At 42.5% G+C, this 21169-nt stretch carries 25 protein-coding genes; 8 read left to right on the forward strand and 17 right to left on the reverse strand.

The genetic code is table 11. The features are described 5' to 3' along the window. Positions 1-6: 6 nt before the first annotated feature. From ACVX3R_RS07275 to ACVX3R_RS07325, 11 genes are all read right to left on the reverse strand, one after another. On the reverse strand, positions 7-750 hold the full coding sequence (locus ACVX3R_RS07275) for a hypothetical protein (RefSeq protein WP_458794724.1): 744 nt from the start codon (positions 748-750) through the stop codon (positions 7-9). Positions 751-765: 15 nt separating this feature from the next. Continuing rightward, a complete protein-coding gene (locus tag ACVX3R_RS07280; RefSeq protein ID WP_458795684.1) occupies positions 766-1506 on the reverse strand; it encodes a class I SAM-dependent DNA methyltransferase in 741 nt (246 codons plus the stop codon). 134 nt (positions 1507-1640) lie between these two features. Next, entirely contained in the window at positions 1641-1880 is a 240-nt protein-coding gene (locus tag ACVX3R_RS07285; RefSeq protein ID WP_458794725.1) for a hypothetical protein, read from the reverse strand. Positions 1881-1933: 53 nt separating this feature from the next. Continuing rightward, positions 1934-2284 (reverse strand): ribosome silencing factor, encoded by a 351-nt coding sequence (gene rsfS / locus ACVX3R_RS07290; RefSeq protein WP_458794726.1) that lies wholly within the window; start codon positions 2282-2284, stop codon positions 1934-1936. Beyond that, on the reverse strand, positions 2285-2878 hold the full coding sequence (yqeK, locus tag ACVX3R_RS07295) for a bis(5'-nucleosyl)-tetraphosphatase (symmetrical) YqeK (RefSeq protein ID WP_458794727.1): 594 nt from the start codon (positions 2876-2878) through the stop codon (positions 2285-2287). After that, positions 2878-3507 (reverse strand): nicotinate-nucleotide adenylyltransferase, encoded by a 630-nt coding sequence (locus ACVX3R_RS07300; RefSeq protein ID WP_458794728.1) that lies wholly within the window; start codon positions 3505-3507, stop codon positions 2878-2880. The genes yqeK and ACVX3R_RS07300 overlap by 1 nt, the downstream gene beginning before the upstream one ends. A gap of 51 nt (positions 3508-3558) precedes the next feature. Further along, positions 3559-3870 carry a ribosome assembly RNA-binding protein YhbY gene (yhbY, locus tag ACVX3R_RS07305; RefSeq protein WP_000060169.1) on the reverse strand — a complete coding sequence of 104 codons (312 nt, stop codon included), beginning with the start codon at positions 3868-3870 and terminating at the stop codon, positions 3559-3561. A gap of 214 nt (positions 3871-4084) precedes the next feature. Continuing rightward, on the reverse strand, positions 4085-5191 hold the full coding sequence (gene yqeH / locus ACVX3R_RS07310) for a ribosome biogenesis GTPase YqeH (protein ID WP_458794729.1): 1107 nt from the start codon (positions 5189-5191) through the stop codon (positions 4085-4087). Positions 5192-5193: 2 nt separating this feature from the next. Continuing rightward, entirely contained in the window at positions 5194-5721 is a 528-nt protein-coding gene (locus ACVX3R_RS07315; RefSeq protein WP_033682241.1) for a YqeG family HAD IIIA-type phosphatase, read from the reverse strand. Between the two features lie 14 nt (positions 5722-5735). Further along, a complete protein-coding gene (locus ACVX3R_RS07320; RefSeq protein ID WP_000899718.1) occupies positions 5736-6644 on the reverse strand; it encodes a magnesium transporter CorA family protein in 909 nt (302 codons plus the stop codon). Positions 6645-6701: 57 nt separating this feature from the next. Beyond that, positions 6702-7262 carry a mechanosensitive ion channel family protein gene (locus ACVX3R_RS07325; protein ID WP_001150568.1) on the reverse strand — a complete coding sequence of 187 codons (561 nt, stop codon included), beginning with the start codon at positions 7260-7262 and terminating at the stop codon, positions 6702-6704. Between the two features lie 150 nt (positions 7263-7412). On the opposite strand from ACVX3R_RS07325, the gene sstT reads away from it, so the two are divergent. Together sstT and ACVX3R_RS07335 are read left to right on the forward strand one after the other, a co-directional pair. Then, positions 7413-8624, forward strand: coding sequence for a serine/threonine transporter SstT (gene sstT, locus ACVX3R_RS07330; protein WP_458794730.1), 1212 nt, complete (start codon positions 7413-7415; stop codon positions 8622-8624). Between the two features lie 49 nt (positions 8625-8673). Next, complete coding sequence (locus ACVX3R_RS07335; RefSeq protein WP_458794731.1) at positions 8674-9627, forward strand: aromatic acid exporter family protein; 954 nt, start codon at positions 8674-8676, stop codon at positions 9625-9627. Positions 9628-10032: 405 nt separating this feature from the next. Here the strand turns inward: ACVX3R_RS07335 and ACVX3R_RS07340 are convergent, their stop codons facing one another. Then, entirely contained in the window at positions 10033-11577 is a 1545-nt protein-coding gene (locus ACVX3R_RS07340) for a peptide chain release factor 3 (RefSeq protein ID WP_458794732.1), read from the reverse strand. A 692-nt stretch (positions 11578-12269) separates the two neighbouring features. Between ACVX3R_RS07340 and gatC the strand changes: the two genes are divergently transcribed. The 6 genes from gatC to nusB all read left to right on the forward strand — a co-directional run bounded on the left by gatC (position 12270) and on the right by nusB (position 16995). Next, positions 12270-12572 carry an Asp-tRNA(Asn)/Glu-tRNA(Gln) amidotransferase subunit GatC gene (gatC, locus tag ACVX3R_RS07345; protein ID WP_000705416.1) on the forward strand — a complete coding sequence of 101 codons (303 nt, stop codon included), beginning with the start codon at positions 12270-12272 and terminating at the stop codon, positions 12570-12572. Then, positions 12572-14038 carry an Asp-tRNA(Asn)/Glu-tRNA(Gln) amidotransferase subunit GatA gene (gatA, locus tag ACVX3R_RS07350; protein WP_458794733.1) on the forward strand — a complete coding sequence of 489 codons (1467 nt, stop codon included), beginning with the start codon at positions 12572-12574 and terminating at the stop codon, positions 14036-14038. The genes gatC and gatA overlap by 1 nt, the downstream gene beginning before the upstream one ends. Beyond that, a complete protein-coding gene (gene gatB, locus ACVX3R_RS07355; RefSeq protein ID WP_458794734.1) occupies positions 14038-15480 on the forward strand; it encodes an Asp-tRNA(Asn)/Glu-tRNA(Gln) amidotransferase subunit GatB in 1443 nt (480 codons plus the stop codon). The genes gatA and gatB overlap by 1 nt, the downstream gene beginning before the upstream one ends. A gap of 128 nt (positions 15481-15608) precedes the next feature. Beyond that, a complete protein-coding gene (gene efp, locus ACVX3R_RS07360; RefSeq protein ID WP_000568640.1) occupies positions 15609-16169 on the forward strand; it encodes an elongation factor P in 561 nt (186 codons plus the stop codon). A gap of 21 nt (positions 16170-16190) precedes the next feature. Next, on the forward strand, positions 16191-16580 hold the full coding sequence (locus tag ACVX3R_RS07365) for an Asp23/Gls24 family envelope stress response protein (protein WP_458794735.1): 390 nt from the start codon (positions 16191-16193) through the stop codon (positions 16578-16580). Continuing rightward, the gene (gene nusB, locus ACVX3R_RS07370; RefSeq protein WP_000203659.1) at positions 16573-16995 is read left to right on the forward strand and encodes a transcription antitermination factor NusB; all 423 of its coding nucleotides are present in this window, start codon (positions 16573-16575) and stop codon (positions 16993-16995) included. The genes ACVX3R_RS07365 and nusB overlap by 8 nt, the downstream gene beginning before the upstream one ends. A 49-nt stretch (positions 16996-17044) precedes the next feature. Here the strand turns inward: nusB and ACVX3R_RS07375 are convergent, their stop codons facing one another. The 5 genes from ACVX3R_RS07375 to accC all read right to left on the reverse strand — a co-directional run bounded on the left by ACVX3R_RS07375 (position 17045) and on the right by accC (position 21161). Beyond that, on the reverse strand, positions 17045-17767 hold the full coding sequence (locus ACVX3R_RS07375) for a lysostaphin resistance A-like protein (RefSeq protein ID WP_458794736.1): 723 nt from the start codon (positions 17765-17767) through the stop codon (positions 17045-17047). Between the two features lie 18 nt (positions 17768-17785). Then, complete coding sequence (gene briC / locus ACVX3R_RS07380) at positions 17786-17971, reverse strand: biofilm-regulating peptide BriC (protein WP_458794737.1); 186 nt, start codon at positions 17969-17971, stop codon at positions 17786-17788. Positions 17972-18127: 156 nt separating this feature from the next. Next, positions 18128-18895 (reverse strand): acetyl-CoA carboxylase carboxyl transferase subunit alpha, encoded by a 768-nt coding sequence (locus ACVX3R_RS07385; RefSeq protein WP_458794738.1) that lies wholly within the window; start codon positions 18893-18895, stop codon positions 18128-18130. Beyond that, entirely contained in the window at positions 18892-19758 is an 867-nt protein-coding gene (gene accD, locus ACVX3R_RS07390; protein WP_001173379.1) for an acetyl-CoA carboxylase, carboxyltransferase subunit beta, read from the reverse strand. The genes ACVX3R_RS07385 and accD overlap by 4 nt, the downstream gene beginning before the upstream one ends. Positions 19759-19793: 35 nt before the next feature. Further along, positions 19794-21161, reverse strand: a complete 1368-nt coding sequence (accC, locus tag ACVX3R_RS07395; RefSeq protein ID WP_000488665.1) for an acetyl-CoA carboxylase biotin carboxylase subunit — start codon at positions 21159-21161, stop codon at positions 19794-19796. Between the last annotated feature and the right edge of the window lie 8 nt (positions 21162-21169).

The raw sequence follows: 21169 nt of genomic DNA on the forward strand, positions 1-21169 counted from the left end.
TAATGTTTATACTCCCTTTATAGTGGTTAGAAATTTTATAATAATTTTTGAGCAAGTCATACACCCTGCAATAAATATTGGGATGATTGTATATGAATCAATCTGACTATTGTTTAAATCTTCTAATAAAAGAAAATAAGTTCCAACTATTAAAATAAATAAGAACATAATTGTAATAAATTGAAGCCATATAGAAAAATAATTGAAAACATCTTTTGTTATTTTAGATTCTCTCTTTGTGATAAACTTCAACAGATAGGGTGAAACAAATAAAAATAAGATCATAATTAATATTATTAATTGATAATCCGATATTGTTTTTGAAATTCCACAATAAAATTTTATAATTAATTCCAACACATTACTATGAGTTTTTACTGATTGCGAGTATTTTACAAAAGAAAAAGCTGAAATACTTGGAAATATAACGTATTTTAAAAACTCAAAACCATTTTCTTTCTCTGTATCTAATATCTTATTAAGAAATGAAATTGGATATTTCAATAGCAATCTGATTATGTATAAACAACATAAGATGACTACAATTATCACTCCTAGCACGGACAATAAAATTTTGATTATTTTTGCTGACGATGACTGATTACTAAAAAATTCCCAGTCGCTTGAATACATTTCCTTTAAATTTTTCTTTATTGAATTTAAAAAAACACTAATTTGTTTCGTATTCCATGTTTTATAATAAAATTTCACTAAATAAAATAAAAAATATCCCAAAAACATCCAAACCATTATAAACTACATCTCCTACTTCTGCGCGACAAAAAACCAACGGGTGCTGGTTTCTGTCAGCTCCTTGTCCTCAAAGTCCGCATAGAGTTTGAAAGACTTGAAACCAGCCTGTTCCAGCAAAATATCATAGGTCAAAACCTCATAGGTCCGCTCCTCATGCACTTCATCGTGGCGACTAAATGAACCGTCAGCCTCCTTGATAAAGAAAGTCAACTCATGCACGATGGAGTGAGGAGCTTCGTCCTCATAGGTGTCCCAAAGCATGGCAAAATCTTCCGCATTTTCATGGTAGGAATAGCCTGGAAAAACTTCATCTGTCTGGTAGGTCGAATGCACATCAAAGATAAAAACGCCGTCTTCATTGAGGGCATTATACACTTCCTTAAAGACATCTCCTACCTCAACCTCATCCTGCATGTAGCAGATAGAGTCAGAGTAACAAGTCACAAAATCATATTTACCAGCCTTGGATAAATCCAGCATATTGCCTTCAATAAAGTCAATCTTTTGCTTGGCCGAAGTCGCTCTCTTCTCAGCAATCTTCAGCATATCCGCGCTCAAGTCAAGTCCTGTCACATCAAAGCCAGCTTGAGAAAAGCGGACAGACTGGATACCTGTCCCACAAGCCAGTTCCAAAAGTTTCTTTCTCTCCTTGGTCTTAGGCAAATGACGCAGAGAAAAATCCGTCCATTTATCGTATAAACTATCATCCATCACAGCATCGTAAACAGCCGCAAAGGTTTCATAAGTTGCCATAATCATGATACCAAGTCCGCCCGTAATCGGAATGAAAATTAGGAGCTTGACGATGGAGCCGAGCTCCAAGGAAGGCTATCTATTTTCCGACGATTACAGGACGGGTTCAAATCCTTTCTAAGATACAAAGAGCGTTAAAAGCAAGGAGAAAATAGGAAACTTTCTGCTGTATCGTCAGATACAAAGGAAGTTACTCTTTTTCTCACAGCTTTTAGCTCGTGTTCAGTTTCAAGATCAACCAAACACGTCGCCCTCACCTTTCCATCAATTTCTTTTAAAATAAGCAAAGAAACCCAGTTGCCTGCAACTGAGTTCAATTGTAACGCTATAGTCTTTTCGTTTGCTTTTAGTACTAGGCAACGAATTGCAGGCATAACTAGAGTTAGGCAAAATGAGTTAACGCCGTAATAAAAGATAAAGGAAAAGACTATAAAGTTTCAGATAAATCTACTGACTCCGCCTCATGCCATAGTTTTTCTAGGTTATAATGGGCACGCATTTCTTCTGAGAAGATATGCACAACAACACCACCGAGGTCTAGTAAAACCCAGCCTCCAGCTGCATCACCTTCGACATGACTGCCTTTAAAGCCTGCTTCCGCTACTTTTTCACGGATATTGTCAGCGATAGCGTCCAACTGGCGGCTATTCATTGAGCTAGTGATAACAAAGTAGTCTGTCACACTGGTCAATTCTTGTACGTCAAGTGCGAGGATATCTTCCGCACGTTTCTCATCAGCCGCTTTCACGACTAGTTCTAGTAATTCTTTTTCGTTCATTTAGTCCTCTTTCAAATAGTGCACAAAGGCGTTATAGGTTTCAAGGGTTTGGGGATAGATGGGGAACCCCTGATGAGCTAGATGCTCAACGGTACGAGCTGTTTCGTAGGCCACTGCCTTATTGAGCGATAGCTCAGCAATTTCACGCGCCTGATCCACCCCTGGAAAGGCGCGGTTATGCTCGATATAGTCTGCAACGTATATAACCTTGTCTAGATCTGTCATCTGACCAGCACCGACTGTATGAATTTCAATGGCTCGCAGGATTTCTGGATCATGCAAATCCAAATCCTCCTGAATCTTGTAAATTCCAACCATACCATGCCAGACATTATTGCCCCAATTTTTAAGGTCAGGGTCTAGCTGATGACGGTCAATCAAGTCTAGAAATTCCTGATCTGACAACTTTTTAGCATAATCATGAAGAAGGCCTGCTAGACCAGCTTTCTCAACATCGACTCCAAATCTCTCCGCTAACTCTATAGCTGCACGCTCCACTCCCAAACAATGGGTTAAACGTTTTTCAGGCAGAAGCTCTGCCATTCTTTCCAACAAAGCCTCTCGGGAACAGTTGATATAGTCTTGGTATGCCATCAGTAAAGCCCCTCCTTCTCGATGTAGTCTAGCACTGGCTGAGGTAGGAGAAAGTTAGGCTTCCGACCTTGGACAATGAAGTCACGCACCATGCTGGACGAGATGTCCATGAGAGGCACATCCACCCAGATAACTGGATAGGAAGTCCCTGCCTTGTAACGTGGGCGCTGAACTCCAACAAACTGAACCATGTCGACCAGCTCATCAATTCGGTACCACTTAGGCAGATAGTCCACCATATCAGCCCCGATAATGAAGTAATAATCCGTGTCTGGATGTTGCTCGGTCAAAATCTTCATGGTGTCATAGGTGTAGGAAATACCCTTGCGCTCTAGCTCAATGGTTTCAATGTCCAGACCTTCAATCCCCTCTATTGCCAATTCAAGCATCTTGAGACGATGGTGCTCAGGGATAGTTTCTTTTTTATCCACGTGAGGAGGTTGGTATTCGGGCATGAGCAGGACCTGGTCCAGTCCTAACTGTTGTCGTACTTGGTCTGCAACAATCAGATGGGCATTGTGAACGGGGTTAAAGTTCCCCCCTAAAATCCCGACTTGCTTGCGTTTTTTCTCCTTGATTTCTGGCTCCAACTCTACCTTGGTAAAGGGAGTCAATAATTCGATTGCCATAGGCTCGTCTTCCTTTAATTCTCTGTAAAAACAGTTGTTTGGAGTAGGGTTTTAGATTTCTTTGACTTTTTTAGAAATCTTGCGATTTTCTTTCTTGCTGGATTGCTTAAACAAGATCAAGATGCGTCCGATTTTTTGGACAGTATCTACACCAATTTCTTCTTCCAAGATTTCAGCTACTTCGTGGATGTTTTCATCTGTATTTTGCAAGAGCGTTACCTTGATCAATTCGCGAGCGTCAAGAGCTTGGCGGACGCTGGTTTTGATTTGGTCGTTAAGTCCATTTTTCCCGATTTGGATGATAGGTTTGAGGGTGTGTGCCTGGCTGTTGAGAAAGGCACGTTGTTTTGATGTTAATGACATAATTTTCTTCCTTATTTTTTGATAGTTATTTTAGGTGGTGAGGGACGGTCGGAACTAATTTTCCAAAGAATTCATCTTTGAAAAATGGATTTCCTGACCTCACAATTGAGCCTTGGTCTCAATTGTGCCCTTTGCCAATCTAAAAGATTGGCAATCACACCACGGCAATAACTATCTCTGTATGAGCTCACTTTGTTCGCTCAGTGATTTTATTTTAAATAATGGCTTTTCGTGTGACGACGGCGACGCCTTCTGGTGCCCAGACGGCGACTTTGGCGCTGCCTGTTACGCGGATCCAGCCTAGGCCTGAGATGACTAGGTCTGTCTTATCCTTGATGGTAAAGACATGTTGGACTAGTTTTGGAAAATCTTCTTTTTCCTTGCTATTTGGTGGTGTGAGGAGGGTTCCAAGGTGCTTGTCATAGAAGTCAGTTGCTCCTTCTAGCTTAGTACGATGGAGTTTGAGTTCATTGTCAAAGAAAGCGGTAAATCCTTGCTTTTCTCCTGATATGAAGTCAAACCGTCCAAGACCACCTAGAAACAGGGTTTGTTCAGGATTAAGCTGATAGGTTTTGGGCTTGATTTCCTTTTTAGGGCTGACATACTTGAGGTTTTTAGCCGTCAAGTAGTGGGCCATCTGGTGGCGGTGGATAATCCCTGGTGTATCGTAGATATAAGATCCGTCGTCAAGCGGAATCTCAATCTTGTCCAAGGTTGTCCCTGGGAAGCGCGAAGTCGTGATGACATTTTGGTCACCCGTGATTTCTTGGATAATGGCATTGATAAGAGTTGACTTTCCAACGTTGGTCACACCGACCACGTAGACATCACGGCCCTTACGGTAGTGTTCAATCTTGTCAATGACTTCCTTAATGGCATGCTTGTTTTGAGCTGAAGTCAGGACGACATCTACTGGACGAAGTCCTTCTTCATGGGCACGTTCCATAAGCCACTGGCTAATCTTGCCTGGTTTAACTGACTTGGGCAGGATATCTTTTTTATTTCCAACCAAGAGGACATCATTGCCCGATACAAAGCGTGGCAAGCCTGGGATGACAGAACCATTAAAGTCAAAAATATCAATGACATTGACCACCAAGGCATCACTGTCTCCTACCTCGTGCAAGAGTTTGAGGAAATCATCGTCTGTCAACTGAACATCTGTGATTTCATTGTAGTGGCGGAGACGGAAACAACGTTGGCAATAGACTTCGCCAGTCTCCAAACCTTTTTCGAGTGCCGACTGGGGAGTGAAACCAAGACCAGTCTTGTCTGTCGTCTGAATGGTTGCTCCACAACCAATACAGAGAATTTCTTCCATAGTTAAATTCCTTTTTTATATGTAATCGGTCCGTATTTTTCAGTGATTTTTCGCATGACACGGCGCTCGCGAGCTCGGTTAATCTGCGTTTTGATGGAGTCGTGTTGGACCAAGGGTTTGACCAAGATTGAGCGAATGCCTGCACGATGGGCTGCGCGAATATCCGTCATGAGCTGGTCGCCGACCATGACCACTTCTTTTTTCTCATAGTGGAATTCCTTCATGGCACGGTCAATCCCAAATGTGAAAGGCTTCAAGGCCCAATAAACGTAATCAATCCCAAATTTCTCAACTGCGCGTTGAACTCGTTTTTTGGTATTATTTGAGACCACGATAATGCGGATGCCTGCGTCCCGAAGGTCATGTAGCCATTGCTTCATCTCTGGCGTCCCATCAGGGTTATTCCAAGCAATGAGGGTATTGTCCAAATCGACCAAAACAGCCTTGATTCCCTGCGCCTGCAGGCTTGGGACTGTCAGATCATAGACTGCTTCTACAGCAAAATCTGGCATATAGTTTTCAATCGCCATTCTGGCTCCTTTTTTTAATTTCTAGCAATTTTCTTTAAACATTGAGCTAAGACTGCCCATAAAATGAGACTAGCTATCAAAATATAAATCCAAGCATTTGGTTCATCTGTAAACGGTAAGGGAACATTCATTCCGAAGAATCCTGTAATAACCGCAAGGATAGCTAGCAAGACTGAGATAATTGTCAAAGTTGTCAAATTATCATTTAGATTATTATTTAGGATATTGTTGTAAGAGGCTGAGAGTTGTTGCAAAACTTGAGATATCAAATCTGTCATTGAAACCAACTGATGGGCTTCAATCATAGCATCGTCAAACTGCTCTCTTTCTACCTCATTAAGATTACGATAAAGAGCATGCCCTTGGATGTGTTCCAAGAGGAGACGATTTTGTTTAGCAGCAGCTGTCAGGTAAACCATACCAGTTTCCAAGTCAGAGAGGGCGAAAAGATTTTTTTTAGTTGTTTTTTGACGAAGAAGTGCACTGATTTCATCCTTACTTTTATCCATCTCTTCAATCACTGGATAGTAAGCATTGCTAATAATCTCTAAACTGGCAAAAAGAAATTTGTAGATTGAAATAATTTCATGGCTTTCAAGGTAGGTTGCCATGCGTTTAATCACATAAGTATTCTTGTGATTGCTGATGGTAATCAGCCGTTGTTTTTCAACGATAAAGGTCATCGGAATCGCTTCATAATATTCTTTGTCTTTTTCTAAATCAAGAACATTATAAATGAAGGTTACCGTCTCCGTTTCACGGTTATAATCCATGTGGGCTCGTTCATTTCTATCCAGAGCATACTCGATGGTTTCCTTGTCCAATCCATAGATGTCAGAAAGATCTTCCATATTTTTAATCTTGTCCACATCAAGGTCTATCCAAGTACGATCGTGACCTAATTTTTTCTCTACAAATAGCATACTCTCTCCTTTACCAAACTCCTTCTATTGTACCACAAATCTGCTAAAATAGTCGGACTATTCAGTACGGGATAAATTACTAACAACGGTAATATTGCGGTTAGGAACAAAGTGAAGAGCTTGATCATCACCGCGCAGTTGTGTTGTACGGATTCCTACACTAACGACCTTTCCAGAGACGGTAATTGGTCCATTTGTGAGGACCACCTCATCACCCACATCAAGCTGGCGCTCAAAAAGGATGAAGAAGCCATTAATGACATCGGATAGAAAGCCTTGCGCCCCCATACCAATGGCTACCCCAGCAATCCCTGCCCCAGCAAGGAGGCTGGAAACCGGCAAGCCCAAAATAGACAGGATGCAGTAGATTAAAAAGAAATAAAGAATGTAGTTAAAGACATTCTCCAGCAAACGCGAAATGGTCTTTTGTCTTCCTGCATCTCGATTTGAAAATTTAAGTGAGGGTTTGACAATCTTTCGGACAGTAGCGTGAAGCATCTTTTTAGCTATATAAAATAGTAAAAACAAAATCAAAAGAGAAATCACCTTGGTCAAGAGATTCTCTAATATGGTTGTTAAATCAAGTTTATCAAAATAGCGTTGAAAAAAATCTTGCATATAAAACTCCTTTTTCCTATTATACCATAAAATCGTCGTTCTCTTTTCTTTCATAATTATTCAATTATCGTTCCTATTTTCAAAATATCACTTGCCTCTATAGCATATTTATACTATAATTATAAACAATACATTTTGAAGGAGACTGCTATGAAACGAATCATTAGAGCCTGGACCAAGGCAAGCCTTATCAAACGAATCATTATTGGAATGATTTTGGGAGCTACATTGGGGATGCTCTTTCCAAGCCTTACAGGAATTGGTCTGCTTGGAGACCTCTTTGTAGGCGGACTGAAAGCCATCGCTCCTATTTTGGTTTTTGCCCTTGTTGCCAATGCCCTTTCCCAACACCAAAAGGGGCAAAATACCAATATGAAGACGGTTATTTTCCTATACTTACTCGGAACCTTTGCTGCTGCATTGGTAGCCGTTCTAGCTAGTTTCTTACTGCCTGTGCAAATCACCCTGACCAGCGCAAATACAGAAGTTGCTGCTCCTGACGGTATCGGTCAAGTCCTCAGCAATCTCTTGCTCAAACTGGTGGACAATCCTCTAAATGCTATTGTTGAAGCCAATTATATCGGGATTCTCTCTTGGGCAGTCATCTTTGGCTTGGCTATGAGAGAGGCAAGTAAACACAGTAAAGAATTACTGAAAACTATGGCGGATGTCACCTCTAAAATCGTAGAATGGATTATCAATCTAGCTCCCTTTGGGATTTTAGGCTTGGTTTTTAAGACTATCTCTGACAAAGGCATTGCTAGTCTGGCTAACTACGGTGTCCTCCTAGGACTCTTGATCGCCACCATGGCTTTTGTTGCTCTCATCATCAACCCACTCATCGCCTTTCTCTTTATGAGGAAAAATCCCTATCCCCTTGTTTTGAAATGCCTACGCGTCAGTGGTATTACAGCTTTCTTCACTCGTAGCTCTGCTGCCAATATCCCTGTCAATATGAAACTCTGCCAAGACCTGGGACTGAATCCTGATACCTACTCTGTCTCCATCCCGCTTGGATCAACCATCAACATGGCCGGCGCTGCCGTTACCATTAATATCTTGACTCTGGCTGCTGTCAATACACTCGGAATCTCGGTAGACTTTGGGACAGCATTTGTACTCAGTGTAGTGGCTGCCATTTCTGCTTGCGGTGCTTCTGGGATTGCTGGGGGGTCACTTCTCCTCATTCCTGTCGCTTGTAGCCTCTTTGGAATTTCCAACGACTTGGCTATGCAGGTTGTCGGAGTCGGCTTTGTGATTGGGGTCGTGCAAGACTCCTGCGAAACAGCTCTGAACTCTTCAACAGATGTCCTCTTTACAGCAGTTACCGAGTATGCTACAAACCGAAAACTTCGTCCCTAGTCTCTGATTCCTCGTTAAATACTTGATTCTATTCGTTTAGGAAATTTTCATGTCCCTCACTCAACGTACGACAAAACTGATCTTAGCGACCTGTCTCGCTTGTTTACTCGCTTATTTTTTAGATTTATCATCAGCAATTTCAGCTGGAATTATCGCCCTCTTAAGCCTCTCCGACACACGCAGAAGCACGCTGAAATTAGCACGTAACCGCCTCTTTTCCATGCTCCTTGCGCTCGCTATTGGTGTTCTAGCCTTTCAACTGACAGGCTTTCACATCTGGAGCCTGGGCCTCTATCTGGCTCTCTATGTCCCTCTTTCTTACAAAATGGGCTGGGAAATCGGCATCACCCCTAGTAGTGTCTTGGTCGGTCATCTCTTGGTACAGGAGTCTACTTCCCCAGAGCTCTTGCTTAATGAAGTGCTCCTCTTTCTCATCGGGACAAGCTTTGCTCTATTGGTCAACCTTTACATGCCCTCTCGCGAGAAAGCCATCCAAAGCTACCATCTTCAGGTCGAAGAAAAATTAAAAGACATCCTGCTTCGTTTTAAATACTATCTGTCGAGGGGAGACGGACGCAATCAAGCCCAACTCGTTGATGAATTAGACAAGCTCCTCGATGAAGCTCTCAAACTAGTCTACCTGGATCACTCGGACCACCTCTTTCACCAGACGGACTACCACATCCACTACTTTGAGATGAGACAGAGACAAAGTCGTATCCTGCGAAATATGGCCCAGCAGATCAATACCTGTCATCTGGCCGCAAGCGAGAGTTTGATTTTGGCCCAGCTCTTTTCGAAGATTGCTGCCCAGCTAAGTCAGACCAATCCTGCTCATGACCTACTTGATGACATCGAAGGCTATCTGCAAGTCTTCCGCAATCGGAGTCTCCCTAAAACACGTGAGGAGTTTGAGACCCGTGCTACCCTCCTGCAGCTACTACGCGAAGCCGAAACCTTCATCCAGGTCAAGGTCGATTTTTACCGAAAATATGGAAACTAGAGCGCAAAGAACCTCAGAGAATTCACAAAAGGTGAACACTTCTGAGGTTCTTATTTTCCCTTAACTCCAATTATCTTTACTGCACAGAAATTAGTCCAGCCTACCTTATTCTATGCAGAATTTAGAGAGTAATTAGAAAAATCTTTTGCCTATCTATTAGGGAAAAAATCCACGAATCGATAATATTCGTAAAACTTTACTAGTGGAGCGCCTAGCCAAGTTCCATAGAAACTTGGCGTTAGTTACTTAGATTGTTACACAAATAAGTAAATTTCCTGAACTACGACACTGAGTTTTACGAATCGATTCCATTTGTAAAACTCAGTTAGTGAGGCAGTTAGGCAAGTCTAATAAGACTTCCCGTAGCCTACTTAGATTGCTTTGCAATCAAGTAGGCTTACTGAATCACATCTTTTCCTCCAACTCTACGTCTGGATACTTGTCTGCAAACCAGCGGAGGGCAAAGTCATTCTCAAAGAGGAATACTGGTTGGTCGAAGCGGTCCTTGGCCAAAATATTGCGGCTTGAGGACATCCGTTCATCCAAGTCCTCAGGCTTAATCCAACGAACGGTCTTTTTACCCATTGGGCTCATGACCACTTCTGCATTGTACTCGCCTTCCATACGGTGCTTAAAGACTTCAAACTGGAGTTGTCCAACAGCGCCTAGCATGTACTCGCCTGTTTGGTAATTCTTGTAAAGCTGAATGGCTCCCTCTTGCACCAATTGCTCAATCCCCTTGTAGAAGGATTTTTGCTTCATGACGTTCTTAGCAGAAACTTTCATAAAAATCTCAGGTGTAAAGGTTGGCAGTGGTTCGAATTCAAACTTGTTTTTTCCAACTGTCAAGGTGTCTCCAACCTGATAAGTACCGGTATCGTAAACCCCGATGATGTCTCCTGCAACAGCATTTGTCACATTCTCACGACTTTCCGCCATAAACTGGGTAACATTAGATAGTTTGGCACCCTTACCAGTACGAGGCAGATTGACACTCATACCTCGCTCAAATTCACCCGATACGATACGCACAAAGGCGATACGGTCTCGGTGACGAGGGTCCATGTTAGCTTGAATTTTAAAGACAAATCCTGAGAAATCCTTGTCATAAGGATCCACAATTTCGCCATCTGTTTTCTTGTGTCCGTGTGGTTCTGGAGCAAACTTAAGGAAGGTCTCAAGGAAGGTCTGCACCCCAAAGTTAGTGAGGGCTGAACCGAAGAAGACCGGTGTCAATTCTCCAGCAAGGATAGCCTCCTCAGAAAATTCATTTCCTGCTTCTTGCAACAGTTCGATATCGTCCTTAACTTGGGCATAGAAAGGATTGCTTCCAAAGAGCTTGTCCCCTTCTTCTAGACTAGCAAAACGCTCATCCCCTTTATAGAGCTCTAAACGTTGGTTATAGAGGTCATACAAGCCCTCAAAAGCTTTCCCCATCCCGATTGGCCAGTTCATTGGATAACTTGCAATACCTAGGACTTCTTCTAGTTCTTGCAAGAGATCTAGTGGTTCACGGCCATCACGGTCCAGCTTGTTCATAAAGGTAAAGACTGGGATGCCACGGTGCTTCACAACCTCAAACAATTTCTTGGTTTGGGCCTCGATACCCTTGGCAGAGTCCACGACCATGACCGCAGCATCCACCGCCATCAAGGTCCGATAGGTATCTTCTGAGAAGTCCTCGTGCCCTGGGGTGTCAAGGATGTTGACGCGCTTGCCATCATAGTCAAACTGCATGACAGATGAGGTTACCGAAATACCACGTTGTTTCTCGATATCCATCCAGTCAGACTTGGCAAAAGTCCCTGTTTTCTTTCCTTTTACCGTACCAGCCTCACGAATCTCGCCCCCAAAGTAGAGCAACTGCTCAGTAATGGTTGTTTTCCCCGCGTCCGGGTGAGAAATAATGGCAAAGGTACGGCGTTTCTTGATTTCTTCTTGAATAGTCATAAGTTCTCTTTCTTTGATTCTCTATTTTTGGTTGTTTCATATAGCTAAGAATGATGTTACATTGGATTTTACCATTCCTTTCAACTCTCCATTATATCGGATTTTGACATTTTTTTCAATTTCTATTTTATGTCAAGCACTGCTAAAATAGAACAGTTCCCCTTGCAATTTCCCAAATAAATGTTACTCTAAATATAGAAAAAGGTGTTGCGCTAACAACACCCCGAAGGGCCGTTTAAGACAGTGGCTGTAATTACATAACTAAAAAATAGCTCGTTAACTCTCTAAAGCTAGAACGGCTATTTTTTGTCTCTTTTACTAATTCAAGGATGAACTTCAGGAATGTGATAACAAAGTTACCAGCTACAAACATAGTGTCAAAGCATCAGAGGGGGACAAATATAGTTACGCCAGTTCACGTTTGCTCTTTGATTTTCATTGAGTATAAGAATTTACAGGTTCTGCACATAAGCATCACCATCCTTTCGATTTCGTAACTACCATCTTCACTTCTCTGTTAAACCATTGTACCATATCATCTTCCTTTTGAAATCCTCTTTTCAAATAAATCATCCTCAATCTCCTTTCTCTATCCTCTGCCTGTCTTTTTTTTACTTTCACCACCCTTATTTATAGGAAAATATGGTAAAATAGAACAGACTAAAAATCATCATTTCACGAAAGGATGCAAGATGAAAATTACGCAAGAAGAGGTAACACACGTTGCCAATCTTTCAAAATTAAGATTCTCTGAAGAAGAAACTGCTGCCTTTGCGACAACCTTGTCTAAGATTGTAGACATGGTTGAATTGCTGGGCGAAGTCGACACAACTGGTATTGCACCTACTACGACCATGGCAGACCGCAAGACCGTGCTCCGCCCGGATGTGGCTGAAGAAGGAACAGACCGTGACCGCCTGTTTAAAAACGTACCTGAAAAAGAAAACTACTATATCAAGGTACCAGCTATCCTAGATGATGGAGGAGATGCCTAATGACTTTTAACAATAAAACCATTGAAGACTTGCACAATCTCCTTGTCTCTAAGGAGATTTCAGCTACTGAATTGACCCAAGCAACACTTGAAGATATCAAGTCTCGAGAGGAAGCTATCAACGCTTTTGTTACCATTGCTGAGGAGCAAGCCCTTGCCCAAGCTAAGGCTATTGATGAAGCTGGAATCGACGCGGATAATGTCCTTTCAGGAATTCCACTGGCTGTTAAGGATAATATCTCTACAGACGGTATCCTCACAACTGCTGCCTCAAAAATGCTCTACAACTACGAGCCTATCTTTGATGCGACAGCCGTTTCCAATGCAAAATCTAAAGGCATGATTGTCGTAGGGAAAACCAACATGGACGAGTTTGCCATGGGTGGTTCAGGTGAGACTTCTCACTACGGTGCGACTAAAAATGCTTGGGACCATAGCAAGGTTCCTGGTGGTTCATCAAGCGGTTCTGCGGCTTCTGTAGCTTCAGGACAAGTTCGCTTGTCACTTGGTTCTGATACTGGTGGTTCCATCCGCCAACCTGCCGCCTTCAACGGGATTGTTGGTCTCAAGCCAACCTACGGAACAGTTTCACGTTTCGGTCTCATTGCCTTCGGTAGCTCATTAGACCAGATTGGACCTTTTGCACCAACTGTTAAAGAAAATGCCCTCTTGCTCAACGCTATTGCCAGCGAAGATGCCAAAGACTCTACTTCTGCTCCTGTCCGCATTGCTGACTTTACTTCAAAAATCGGGCAAGACATCAAGGGCATGAAAATTGCTTTGCCTAAGGAATACCTTGGTGAAGGGATTGACCCAGAGGTTAAAGAAACCATCCTGAATGCAGCCAAACACTTTGAAAAACTTGGTGCTATCGTCGAAGAAGTCAGCCTTCCTCACTCTAAATACGGTGTTGCCGTTTACTACATCATCGCTTCATCAGAAGCCTCATCAAACTTGCAACGCTTTGACGGTATCCGTTACGGCTACCGCGCAGATGATGCGACGAATCTTGATGAAATCTATGTAAACAGCCGTAGCCAAGGTTTCGGTGAAGAGGTAAAACGCCGTATCATGCTAGGTACTTTCAGCCTTTCATCAGGTTACTATGATGCCTACTATAAGAAAGCTGGTCAAGTCCGTACCCTTATCATTCAAGATTTCGAAAACGTCTTTGCAGATTACGACTTGATTTTGGGGCCAACTGCTCCAAGCGTTGCCTATGATTTGGACTCACTCAACCACGATCCAGTTTCCATGTACTTGGCTGACCTTTTGACAATCCCAGTCAACTTGGCAGGTCTCCCAGGAATTTCGATTCCTGCAGGATTCTCTCAAGGTCTACCAGTCGGTCTCCAATTGATTGGTCCTAAGTACTCTGAGGAAACCATTTACCAAGCTGCTGCTGCCTTTGAAGCGACAACAGACTACCACAAACAACAACCTGTGATTTTTGGAGGTGACAACTAATGAACTTTGAAACAGTCATTGGACTTGAAGTCCACGTAGAGCTCAACACCAATTCAAAAATCTTCTCACCTACTTCTGCCCACTTTGGAAATGACCAAAATGCCAACACCAACGTGATTGACTGGTCTTTCCCAGGAGTACTTCCCGTTCTCAATAAAGGTGTTGTCGATGCCGGTATCAAGGCAGCTCTTGCCCTAAACATGGACATCCACAAGAAGATGCACTTTGACCGCAAGAACTACTTCTACCCTGATAATCCAAAAGCCTACCAAATTTCTCAGTTTGATGAACCAATCGGCTACAACGGCTGGATTGAAGTGGAGCTAGAAGACGGTACGACCAAGAAAATCGGTATCGAACGTGCTCACCTAGAGGAAGACGCTGGTAAAAACACCCACGGTACAGATGGCTACTCCTATGTTGACCTCAATCGCCAAGGGGTGCCATTGATTGAGATCGTCTCCGAAGCCGACATGCGTTCCCCAGAAGAAGCCTATGCTTATCTAACTGCCCTAAAGGAAGTTATCCAGTACGCTGGCATTTCTGACGTTAAGATGGAAGAAGGTTCGATGCGTGTGGATGCCAATATTTCCCTTCGTCCTTATGGTCAAGAAAAATTCGGTACCAAGACTGAGTTGAAAAACCTCAACTCCTTCTCAAACGTCCGTAAAGGTCTTGAATACGAAGTCCAACGCCAGGCTGAAATTCTTCGCTCAGGTGGTCAAATTCGCCAAGAAACACGCCGTTACGACGAAGCTAACAAAGCAACCATCCTCATGCGTGTCAAAGAAGGTGCTGCAGACTACCGCTACTTCCCAGAACCAGACCTACCCCTCTTTGAAATCTCTGATGAGTGGATTGAAGAAATGCGTACAGAGTTGCCAGAGTTTCCAAAAGAACGCCGTGCGCGCTACGTATCTGACCTTGGTTTGTCAGACTACGATGCTAGTCAGTTGACTGCAAACAAAGTTACTTCTGACTTCTTTGAAAAAGCTGTTACCCTCGGTGGCGATGCCAAACAAGTCTCTAACTGGCTCCAAGGCGAAGTCGCTCAATTCTTGAATGCTGAAGGCAAGACACTGGAACAAATCGAATTGACACCAGAAAACTTGGTAGAAATGATTGCCATCATCGAAGACGGCACTATTTCTTCTAAGATTGCCAAGAAAGTCTTTGTCCACCTGGCTAAAAATGGCGGTGGCGCGCGTGAATACGTGGAAAAAGCAGGCTTGGTCCAAATCTCAGATCCAGCTATCTTGATTCCAATTATCCACCAAGTCTTTGCGGATAACGAAGCTGCCGTTGCCGACTTCAAATCAGGTAAACGCAACGCAGACAAGGCCTTCACAGGATTCCTTATGAAGGCAACCAAAGGCCAAGCCAATCCACAAGTTGCCCTTCAACTGCTTGCACAAGAGTTGGCGAAATTGAAAGAAAACTAGACAGAACAAAACCAGCCCTAGGGTTGGTTTTTTCTTCTCTACCAACTCCCAATAACTATTTTGGCTTTATTTCCAGAGTATTTTATGGTAAAATGAAGAGTAATAATATTTATTAAAGAGGTAAAAACATGATTGAAGCAAGTAAATTAAAAGCTGGTATGACCTTTGAAACAGCTGACGGAAAATTGATCCGCGTTTTGGAAGCTAGCCACCACAAACCAGGTAAAGGAAACACGATCATGCGTATGAAATTGCGCGATGTCCGTACTGGTTCTACATTTGACACAAGCTACCGTCCAGAGGAAAAATTTGAACAAGCCATCATCGAGACTGTCCCAGCTCAATACTTGTACAAAATGGATGACACAGCCTACTTCATGAATACAGAAACTTACGACCAATACGAAATCCCTGTAGTCAATGTTGAAAACGAATTGCTTTACATCCTTGAAAACTCTGATGTGAAGATCCAATTCTACGGAACTGAAGTGATTGGTGTTACCGTTCCTACTACTGTTGAATTGACAGTTGCAGAAACTCAACCATCTATCAAAGGTGCTACTGTTACAGGTTCTGGTAAACCAGCAACGATGGAAACTGGACTTGTCGTAAACGTTCCAGACTTCATCGAAGCAGGACAAAAACTCGTTATCAACACTGCAGAAGGAACTTACGTTTCTCGTGCCTAATCTCTAGAAAGAGGTCATTCTATGGGAATTGAAGAACAACTTGGCGAAATCGTTATCGCCCCACGTGTACTTGAAAAAATCATTGCTATTGCTACTGCGAAGGTAGAGGGTGTACACTCTTTTTCAAACAAATCAGTATCTGACACCCTTTCAAAACTTTCTCTAGGCCGTGGCGTTTATCTAAAAAACGTGGACGAAGAACTCACAACAGATATCTACCTCTACCTTGAGTACGGAGTAAAAGTTCCTAAGGTAGCTGTTGCTATCCAGAAAGCTGTCAAAGATGCCGTCCGCAATATGGCTGATGTAGAACTCGCTGCTATCAATATCCACGTTGTAGGTATCGTCCCAGATAAAACACCAAAACCAGAATTGAAAGATCTATTTGACGAGGACTTCCTCAATGACTAGTCCACTATTAGAATCTAGACGCCAACTCCGTAAATGCGCTTTTCAAGCTCTCATGAGCCTTGAATTTGGTACGGATGTCGAAACTGCTTGTCGTTTCGCCTATACTCATGATCGTGAAGATACGGATGTGCAGCTTCCAGCCTTTTTGACAGAGCTCGTTTCTGGTGTTCAGGCTAAAAAGGAAGAACTAGACAAGCAAATCACACAGCATTTAAAAGCAGGTTGGACTATTGAACGCTTAACGCTCGTGGAGAGAAACCTCCTTCGCTTGGGAGTCTTTGAAATCACTTCATTTGACACTCCTCAGCTGGTTGCTGTTAATGAAGCTATCGAGCTTGCAAAGGACTTCTCAGATCAAAAATCTGCCCGTTTTATCAATGGACTGCTCAGCCAGTTTGTAACAGAAGAACAGTAAAAAGAAAAAGTGTTTGACAATTATCAAACACTTTTTTCTTTGCCTCCCACTATCTAAAAAAATGATAATAGATATAATTGTAAACAAAAATCCAGATAGGTTTTGCATGATTGAGAAAGTTAAAAAAACTATGGCAGAGAATCGTTAATCTCAGATTGTCGGTAGAAAGATAAACAAGGGCAAAAAAGAGACCAATCAGACTATAATATAATAAACTAATTGGGTCCCGGTGAGATAGTATCAAATGACTAAGTCCAAAGATAAGGCCTGATAAGATGACATCTAAATAGTACTTTGACTTAGGAAAGAAGGTATTCATAAAATACCCTCTATCAAGAGTCTCCTCAAAAACAGGACCGATGATTACAGGCAGGATAAAAGATAAGATAGTCGATAAAAAAGTTGGTTGTCCATTTGAAAGAACCACGGTAAAATACTCATCATGAATATTCCTATGATTAATCAAATGAGCATAGCGTGTCCAAAAATTACCGAGAATCTGATAAACCACATAAGTTGCAAATAAGTGGAAGACAAATGACCAGTTCCAGCTCTTTTTCTCAAAGATAAAGAGCATCTTTTGCTTTTTTAACCACCAAATTAATAGAAGGCAAATTCCTACTAATCCTATTGTTAAAATAAGAGAATAGACATCAGCGCCTAACCCTAAAATGATTGCCACATACAATCCAATTGTTTGTGGTAAATAGGTAGATAGTAAAATAATAAGCAAAAATATTCCAAATTGTCCTAGTTTCTTTGTGTTTCTCATCGTACTTTTTTTGAAAGATTATCCTGCTCGGAAGCCGTACTTCCAAGCATCTCTATAAGAATTAAGTGCCCCTTGCCCCATATAGGGAGCAAATTCTCTATAATATAAGCATCTACCATATCCATCTTCCCAAACAGCAAGGCCACCTGAAGTTTTCTCTAAGTCCTCAGTTGAAAGAACTGTAAATGTTTCTGTACCTGTCATTGCAAGTACCTTCTTAAAATAAATTTTTGTAAGCTTACATCTACAGTATACATCTTTTTTATCTATTTTATAGTCCATCTCCTCAACTGTCAATTTTTCAACCTGAATAGCATTTTCAATAAAAAATGAGACCTTTCTAGTCTCATTTAGTCATTCTTAGTATTTTCTAAAGCGTTGGTAACGTTCTTCGATAAGTTGGTCGAGTGGTAGTTCTTTCAACCTATCTAGTTCTGCACGCAATTCATTTTTAACGCAAGCTAGCAGTTCTTTACTTGAGAAATCCTCTTCTGGAATTATCTTGTCTACGATTCCCATTTCTAGAAGTTCATGTGAAGTGATTTTCATCAGCTCCGCTGCTTCCATAGCACGACTTCCATCCTTCCAAAGGATAGAGGCAAATCCTTCAGGGCTAAGTACTGCGTAGATTGAGTTTTCTAACATCCAGACACGGTTAGCTACGGCTAGAGCTAGGGCCCCACCAGATCCACCTTCACCGATAATAATCGCGATGATTGGAACCTTGAGGTCACTCATTTCCATCAGGTTTCGGGCAATTGCTTCACCTTGTCCACGTTCCTCGGCACCAACACCTGGGTAAGCACCCGCCGTATTGATAAAAGTCACAACTGGACGGCCAAACTTCTCCGCTTGTTTCATCAAGCGTAGAGCCTTACGATAGCCTTCTGGATGTGGTTGCCCAAAATTTCGTTTGAGGTTATCATGAAGACTCTTCCCCTTTTGGATACCAACGACTGTTACTGCTTGGTCACCTAACCAACCAATTCCTCCAATGACCGCACCATCATCACGGAAAGAGCGATCTCCATGCAATTCGATAAACTCGTCAAAAATTCCATTGGCAAAATCAAGTGCGGTCAAGCGACTCTGCTCGCGTGCCTCTCTGACTATTTTTGCAATATTCATCCGCGACTTCCTCCATGCAATCTTACTAATTTAGCAATTGTTTCAGGCAATTCTCTCCGTTTAACAATTGCATCAACAAATCCATGTTCAAGCAGAAATTCTGCCTTTTGGAAGTCATCCGGCAAGGTCTCACGAACTGTATTTTCGATAACACGACGCCCAGCAAAACCAACCAAACTTTGGGGTTCCGCTAGGATAATATCACCTTCCATAGCAAAAGAAGCGGTCACTCCACCTGTTGTCGGATCGGTTAAAATAGTTAGGTAAAAAAGTCCTGCCTTGGAATGACGTTGAACTGCCGCAGAAATCTTAGCCATCTGCATCAAGCTCATGATTCCTTCTTGCATACGGGCTCCACCAGAAGCTGTGAAGAGAACGACTGGCAAGTTTTCTACCGTTGCATACTCAAACAAGCGCGTGATTTTTTCACCCACAACTGTTCCCATAGAAGCCATGATAAAGTTAGAATCCATGATCCCAAGGGCAACTTTTTGCCCCTTGATGCTTGCTGTACCAGTTAGTACTGCTTCATCCAAACCTGTCTTTTCACGCATTGTTGCAAGTTTTTTCTGATAGCCAGGAAAGTTTAATGGATCTTGAGTTTCAATACCTGTAAACATCTCCACAAAGCTACCAGAATCAATCGTCAAATCCAAGCGTTCCTGAGCTGAAATACGGAAAGTATAGCTACAATGGGGACAAATTCGTTCGCTCCCAAGATCCTTTTGATAAATGGTGTGTTTACAACCAGGACACTGGGAGAAGAGTTCATCCGGAACCTCAGGTTTGGCTTGTGGTTTCTGCCTTACGGAACGGTTAGGATTGATCCGAATATACTTATCCTTTTTACTAAATAGAGCCATAACTCCCCCTTTTAGTTCTCATACTGTTTGAAAGTCTATTCTTTTTCTTGGTATTTTGGCAAGAAAGTTTCCATCAAGAAGGAAGTATCGTAGTCACCAGCGATAACTCGGCGGTCTGAAATCAGATCCAACTGGAAGTCTGCATTGGTTTGCACTCCTTCAATATCAAGTTCATAAAGTGCCCGTTGCATCTTCATAAGAGCATCAAAACGATTCTCCCCATGAACAATGATTTTGGCAATCATACTATCATAGTAAGGGGGAATGGTATAACCTGGATAAACTGCTGAGTCCACGCGCAAGCCAACTCCACCACTCGGTAGATAGAGATTGGTAATTTTACCTGGGCTTGGAGCAAAGTTAAATGCTGGATTTTCCGCATTGATCCGGCACTCGATAGCATGACCTCGTAGGACGATATCTTCTTGTTTGAAAGGTAAGGGTTGCCCGGCAGCAATGCGAATCTGTTCCTTCACGATATCAACACCTGAAACAAACTCTGTGACTGGGTGCTCCACTTGCACACGAGTATTCATTTCCATGAAGTAGAAATTGCCACTCGCTTCATCGAGAAGAAATTCAATCGTCCCTGCATTTTCATAGCCTACAGACTCTGCAGCTCGAACAGCCGCAGCACCAATTTCATTACGAAGTGTTTTACCAATCGCAATGGACGGACTTTCTTCTAAGACCTTTTGGTTATTCCGTTGAAGTGAACAGTCCCGTTCACCAAGATGGACAACATGACCCTCTTGGTCCGCAAGAATCTGAACTTCGATATGACGAGCTGGATAAATCACACGCTCAAGATACATAGCGCCATTTCCAAAATTGGCCTTGGCTTCGCTGGATGCTGTTTCAAAGGCTGCGACCAAGTCTTCTGCCTTTTCAACCTTACGAATTCCTTTTCCACCACCACCTGCCGATGCCTTAAGCATGACTGGATAGCCAATTTTTTCTGCAACTGCAAGTGCCTCTTCAGCTGTATGAACTTCACCATCAGACCCTGGGATAACTGGAACTCCAGCCTTGATCATTTGCTCACGCGCATTGATCTTATCTCCCATGGTATCCATTACAGCCCCAGAAGGGCCGATAAACTTAATCCCCACTTCATCACACATCGTAGCAAACTTGGAGTTTTCGCTAAGAAAACCAAAACCTGGGTGGATGGCTTCTGCTTCTGTCAATACTGCAGCAGATAAAATAGCATTGATATTGAGATAAGACTCTGTCGCCTTACCAGGTCCGATACAGATAGCTTCATCCGCTAGGAGTGTGTGAAGAGCTTCCTTATCAGCAGTTGAATAGACTGCTACGGTTGCAATGCCCAATTCACGCGCAGCTCGAATAATGCGAACCGCAATCTCACCACGGTTGGCAATCAAAATTTTACGAAACATGGAGAACC

It is taken from the genome of Streptococcus sp. 517s, assembly GCF_054445985.1.

What these genes read in the sequence shown, in the direction of transcription:
- ACVX3R_RS07275 (WP_458794724.1), bottom strand. Translation starts at nt 750, where the DNA reads ATGGTTTGGATGTTTTTGGGATATTTTTTATTTTATTTAGTGAAATTT.
- ACVX3R_RS07280 (WP_458795684.1), bottom strand. Translation starts at nt 1,506, where the DNA reads ATGGCAACTTATGAAACCTTTGCGGCTGTTTACGATGCTGTGATGGAT.
- ACVX3R_RS07285 (WP_458794725.1), bottom strand. Translation starts at nt 1,880, where the DNA reads ATGCCTGCAATTCGTTGCCTAGTACTAAAAGCAAACGAAAAGACTATA.
- rsfS (WP_458794726.1), bottom strand. Translation starts at nt 2,284, where the DNA reads ATGAACGAAAAAGAATTACTAGAACTAGTCGTGAAAGCGGCTGATGAG.
- yqeK (WP_458794727.1), bottom strand. Translation starts at nt 2,878, where the DNA reads ATGGCATACCAAGACTATATCAACTGTTCCCGAGAGGCTTTGTTGGAA.
- ACVX3R_RS07300 (WP_458794728.1), bottom strand. Translation starts at nt 3,507, where the DNA reads ATGGCAATCGAATTATTGACTCCCTTTACCAAGGTAGAGTTGGAGCCA.
- yhbY (WP_000060169.1), bottom strand. Translation starts at nt 3,870, where the DNA reads ATGTCATTAACATCAAAACAACGTGCCTTTCTCAACAGCCAGGCACAC.
- yqeH (WP_458794729.1), bottom strand. Translation starts at nt 5,191, where the DNA reads ATGGAAGAAATTCTCTGTATTGGTTGTGGAGCAACCATTCAGACGACA.
- ACVX3R_RS07315 (WP_033682241.1), bottom strand. Translation starts at nt 5,721, where the DNA reads ATGGCGATTGAAAACTATATGCCAGATTTTGCTGTAGAAGCAGTCTAT.
- ACVX3R_RS07320 (WP_000899718.1), bottom strand. Translation starts at nt 6,644, where the DNA reads ATGCTATTTGTAGAGAAAAAATTAGGTCACGATCGTACTTGGATAGAC.
- ACVX3R_RS07325 (WP_001150568.1), bottom strand. Translation starts at nt 7,262, where the DNA reads ATGCAAGATTTTTTTCAACGCTATTTTGATAAACTTGATTTAACAACC.
- sstT (WP_458794730.1), top strand. Translation starts at nt 7,413, where the DNA reads ATGAAACGAATCATTAGAGCCTGGACCAAGGCAAGCCTTATCAAACGA.
- ACVX3R_RS07335 (WP_458794731.1), top strand. Translation starts at nt 8,674, where the DNA reads ATGTCCCTCACTCAACGTACGACAAAACTGATCTTAGCGACCTGTCTC.
- ACVX3R_RS07340 (WP_458794732.1), bottom strand. Translation starts at nt 11,577, where the DNA reads ATGACTATTCAAGAAGAAATCAAGAAACGCCGTACCTTTGCCATTATT.
- gatC (WP_000705416.1), top strand. Translation starts at nt 12,270, where the DNA reads ATGAAAATTACGCAAGAAGAGGTAACACACGTTGCCAATCTTTCAAAA.
- gatA (WP_458794733.1), top strand. Translation starts at nt 12,572, where the DNA reads ATGACTTTTAACAATAAAACCATTGAAGACTTGCACAATCTCCTTGTC.
- gatB (WP_458794734.1), top strand. Translation starts at nt 14,038, where the DNA reads ATGAACTTTGAAACAGTCATTGGACTTGAAGTCCACGTAGAGCTCAAC.
- efp (WP_000568640.1), top strand. Translation starts at nt 15,609, where the DNA reads ATGATTGAAGCAAGTAAATTAAAAGCTGGTATGACCTTTGAAACAGCT.
- ACVX3R_RS07365 (WP_458794735.1), top strand. Translation starts at nt 16,191, where the DNA reads ATGGGAATTGAAGAACAACTTGGCGAAATCGTTATCGCCCCACGTGTA.
- nusB (WP_000203659.1), top strand. Translation starts at nt 16,573, where the DNA reads ATGACTAGTCCACTATTAGAATCTAGACGCCAACTCCGTAAATGCGCT.
- ACVX3R_RS07375 (WP_458794736.1), bottom strand. Translation starts at nt 17,767, where the DNA reads ATGAGAAACACAAAGAAACTAGGACAATTTGGAATATTTTTGCTTATT.
- briC (WP_458794737.1), bottom strand. Translation starts at nt 17,971, where the DNA reads ATGACAGGTACAGAAACATTTACAGTTCTTTCAACTGAGGACTTAGAG.
- ACVX3R_RS07385 (WP_458794738.1), bottom strand. Translation starts at nt 18,895, where the DNA reads ATGAATATTGCAAAAATAGTCAGAGAGGCACGCGAGCAGAGTCGCTTG.
- accD (WP_001173379.1), bottom strand. Translation starts at nt 19,758, where the DNA reads ATGGCTCTATTTAGTAAAAAGGATAAGTATATTCGGATCAATCCTAAC.
- accC (WP_000488665.1), bottom strand. Translation starts at nt 21,161, where the DNA reads ATGTTTCGTAAAATTTTGATTGCCAACCGTGGTGAGATTGCGGTTCGC.